The organism is Falsiroseomonas sp. RANM36 (assembly GCF_056682175.1).
Genome location: NZ_JBWXTD010000008.1, coordinates 192,825 through 195,795, shown reverse-complemented (window position 1 = coordinate 195,795; position 2,971 = coordinate 192,825). Strand labels below are relative to the sequence as shown.

Below are 2,971 nucleotides of genomic sequence, written 5' to 3'. Positions count from 1 at the left end.
CCGTCGCCGTGGCGACGCTCAGCCTCGCGGCCTGCGCGCCCCAGTCGGCACCGCCCGCTGCCTCCGCCCCCGCCGCGACGCCGGCGGCAAGCGCCCCGGCGGCGGCCCCCCCCCCCCCCCCCCCCCCCCCGCCCGCCCCCCGGGTTTTCATGCGCCGGGCGGAACGGCAAGCTGGCGGCATGGCCCCGACCCGGCCCGACACGGCCCCGATGACGACACCGCCGCCGCCCTTCCTGCCGCTGACCTCCGACCGGTTGCGCCGGCGCTTCCTGCTCGTCGTCCCGCGCGACGCGGTGATGGAGCGGCGCGAGGCCCGGCTGCAGGAGATTGGCCTCGCCGCCGTGGCGCGGGAGGCGGAGCGCGGCCGGCCCGCCATGGCGCGGATCCTCGATTCGACGCTCGCCGAGTGCATCGAGAGCGCGGCGCGGGAAGCCGTGGCGGCGATGCTGCGCGAGCTCGGCCTGGCCAGCATCGGGCCGGCGCGGATCGAGACGCTGTCCGCCCCGCCCGAGCATGACCTGGTGCTGCGCGCCGAGATCGCGACCCTGCCCGAGGTCCAGCCGCCCGACCCGTCCGGGCTCCGGCTGGAGCGGCTGGTCGCCGTGCCGCCGGACTCGGAGGTGGAGGCCGAGCTGGCCTCCCTCGCCCGCCGCCGCGGCGCCTGGCAGCAGCAGCCCCAGGGTTCCGGCGAGGGCAGCGGCGCCGGCGCCGAGGACCGCGTGGTCTGCGACGTGACGGCGACGCTGCTGCCCGCGCGCAACGCCATCCCGCAGCCCGGCATCCTGGGCGCCCGCCCCGGCACGCCCGGCCGCCTGCCCGACGAATGGACCTTCGGCGACAACGGCGCCGGCCTGGTGGCCGAGGTGCTGGCGATCGAGCCCTCCGCCAACCCACCGCATATCCGGCTGCGGGTGCATGGCACCACGACGCAGGAGGGGCAGAGCTACGTGATCTTCCACCTGCCCGGCGCCATCGCCGCGCAGCCCGACAGCAGCTGGGTGGGATCGGTGGCGCTCCGGCCGGTCGGCGCGCCGGTCGGCCTGCGCGGCAGCAAGCTCCGGCTGGAAAGCCAGGACGCCTCGGCGGCGGGACGGCTGCGGCGCAAGGATGCCGCGGTGCTGGCCGGGGCGGAGGGCGGCTTCGCGCGCTGCTATGTCTCGGACAGCTTCGCCGATGCGGAGACCGCCTTCCTGCGCATGCCGCTGCTGTTCGACCATGCCGCCGGCGCGGTGGATTTCCGCTGCGACATCGGCGCGCCGCGGCTGGTGGAGGGGCTCGACCTCGGCGAGCAGGGACCGATGCCGCTGCCGGCCCTCTCGGGGCAGGCGCAGTTGCTCGGCGCCGGCACGCCCGACCCGGCGGGGCTCTTCGCGCATCTGCACGGCATCCGCGCGGGCGAGACGCGCGAGGTCACGCTGCGCCTGCCGCACAGCCTGCCGGACCGGGCGCTGGCCGGACGGGAGGCGCGCTTCGTCGTGCGCGCCCGCGCGGTGCTGCGCCGCGTGCTGCCGCCGGTGGACGATGCGCTGGCGCAGGCGGCCGGGTTCCCCGGCCGGGCGGCGCGGCGGGCCGGCATCGCCGCGCGGCTCGCCGACCGCGCCGCGCGGCTGCAGCAGCGGCAGATGCACCGCGCCGCGCTGGCGGCGCTGCTCGAGGGCGCGGGCGAGATCCCGCTGCCGGAGGAGGCGGTGGCCGCCGAGACCACCGCGATCTGGCCCGGCTTCGCCGCCGCGGCGGCACAGCGCAACGAGACGCCGGACCGCGCGGCGGCGATGCGGCTGGCGGCGCGGCGGCTGCGCATCGGCCTGCTGGTCGCCGCGCGGGCACGCGAGCACGGCCTGGCACCCGACGCCGCCGCGCTGCGCGCCGCGGCCACCGCGCGCGGCCCCGGCGCCGCCGCGCCGGCGCTGCGCGCGCGCGCGCTGGGGGACACGGTGGTCGCCTTCCTGATCGCCCGCGCGCAGGTCACCGACCGGCCGGCGAGCACCGCTGACCTCATGGCAGCGGCCGAACAATAGCGCGGCCGGTCGCGTTGACGCTCCCCGGAGCCAAGCCTAGCGTCCCCCCATCCCGCAGGAACGAGGGGAAGGAAACGCGATGGCGAACGGCGTGAAGGCGGCCTGGGCGGCAGGCAAGCCCGTGGTGAACGGATGGCTTGCCATCCCCTCCGGCTTCAGCGCCGAGGTCATGGCCCAGGCGGGCTTCGACAGCCTGACGGTGGACATCCAGCACGGCGTGCAGGACTACCTTTCCATGGTCGCCTGCTTCCAGGGCATGCAGCCGCATGGCGTGACGCCGATGGTGCGCGTGCCGTGGAACGAGCCGGGCATCATCGGCAAGGTGCTGGACGGCGGCGCGAAGGGCGTGATCTGCCCGATGGTCAACACCGAGACGGCGGCGCGCGACCTGGTCTCCTTCTGCCGCTATCCGCCCAAGGGCGCGCGCAGCTTCGGCCCGATCCGGTCCGGCATCTACGGCGCGGCGGCGGACACCGACGCGGCGAATGACGACGTGCTGGTGATCCCGATGATCGAGACGAAGACCGCGCTCGACAATCTGGAAGCCATCGTCAGCGTGCCGGGTGTGGATGCGATCTATATCGGCCCGTCGGACCTTTCGCTGTCGCTCGGCATGAAGCCGCTGCAGGACCGGCGGGAGCCGGAATTCCTGAAGGTGCTCGACCAGATCCGCACCACGGCGCAGAAGCACGGCGTGAAGGTCGGCATCCACACCATGACCGGCCAGTACACGAAGGAAATGTTCGAGCGCGGCTTCAACCTGGCCACGATCATGAACGACAGCGGGCTGATGCTGACGGCGGCGAAGGCGCAGGTGGCGGTCGCCAGGGGATAGGGGAGACGGGGGGGGGGGGGGGGGGGGGGGGGGGGGGGGGGGGGGGGGGGGGGGGGGGGGGGGGGGGGGGGGGGGGGGGGGGGGGGGGGGGGGGGGGGGGGGGGCGGGGGGGCGGGCG

2 protein-coding genes are annotated in these 2,971 nt (G+C 76.5%); both read left to right on the top strand.

Annotation, left to right across the window (positions count from 1 at the left end):
• Nucleotides 1–209 precede the first annotated feature (209 nt).
• The gene (locus AC1MIR_RS26590) at nt 210–2,018 is read left to right on the top strand and encodes a trigger factor (protein WP_480031187.1); all 1,809 of its coding nucleotides are present in this window, start codon (nt 210–212) and stop codon (nt 2,016–2,018) included.
• 79 nt (nt 2,019–2,097) lie between these two features.
• Nucleotides 2,098–2,853: an HpcH/HpaI aldolase family protein gene (locus AC1MIR_RS26585; RefSeq protein WP_480031186.1), complete on the top strand. Its 756-nt coding sequence runs from the start codon at nt 2,098–2,100 to the stop codon at nt 2,851–2,853.
• The last annotated feature ends 118 nt before the right edge of the window (nt 2,854–2,971 follow it).

Bases quoted from the DNA above. Each gene is read 5' to 3' on its own strand.
- AC1MIR_RS26590 (WP_480031187.1), top strand. From the start codon at position 210: ATGACGACACCGCCGCCGCCCTTCCTGCCGCTGACCTCCGACCGGTTG.
- AC1MIR_RS26585 (WP_480031186.1), top strand. From the start codon at position 2,098: ATGGCGAACGGCGTGAAGGCGGCCTGGGCGGCAGGCAAGCCCGTGGTG.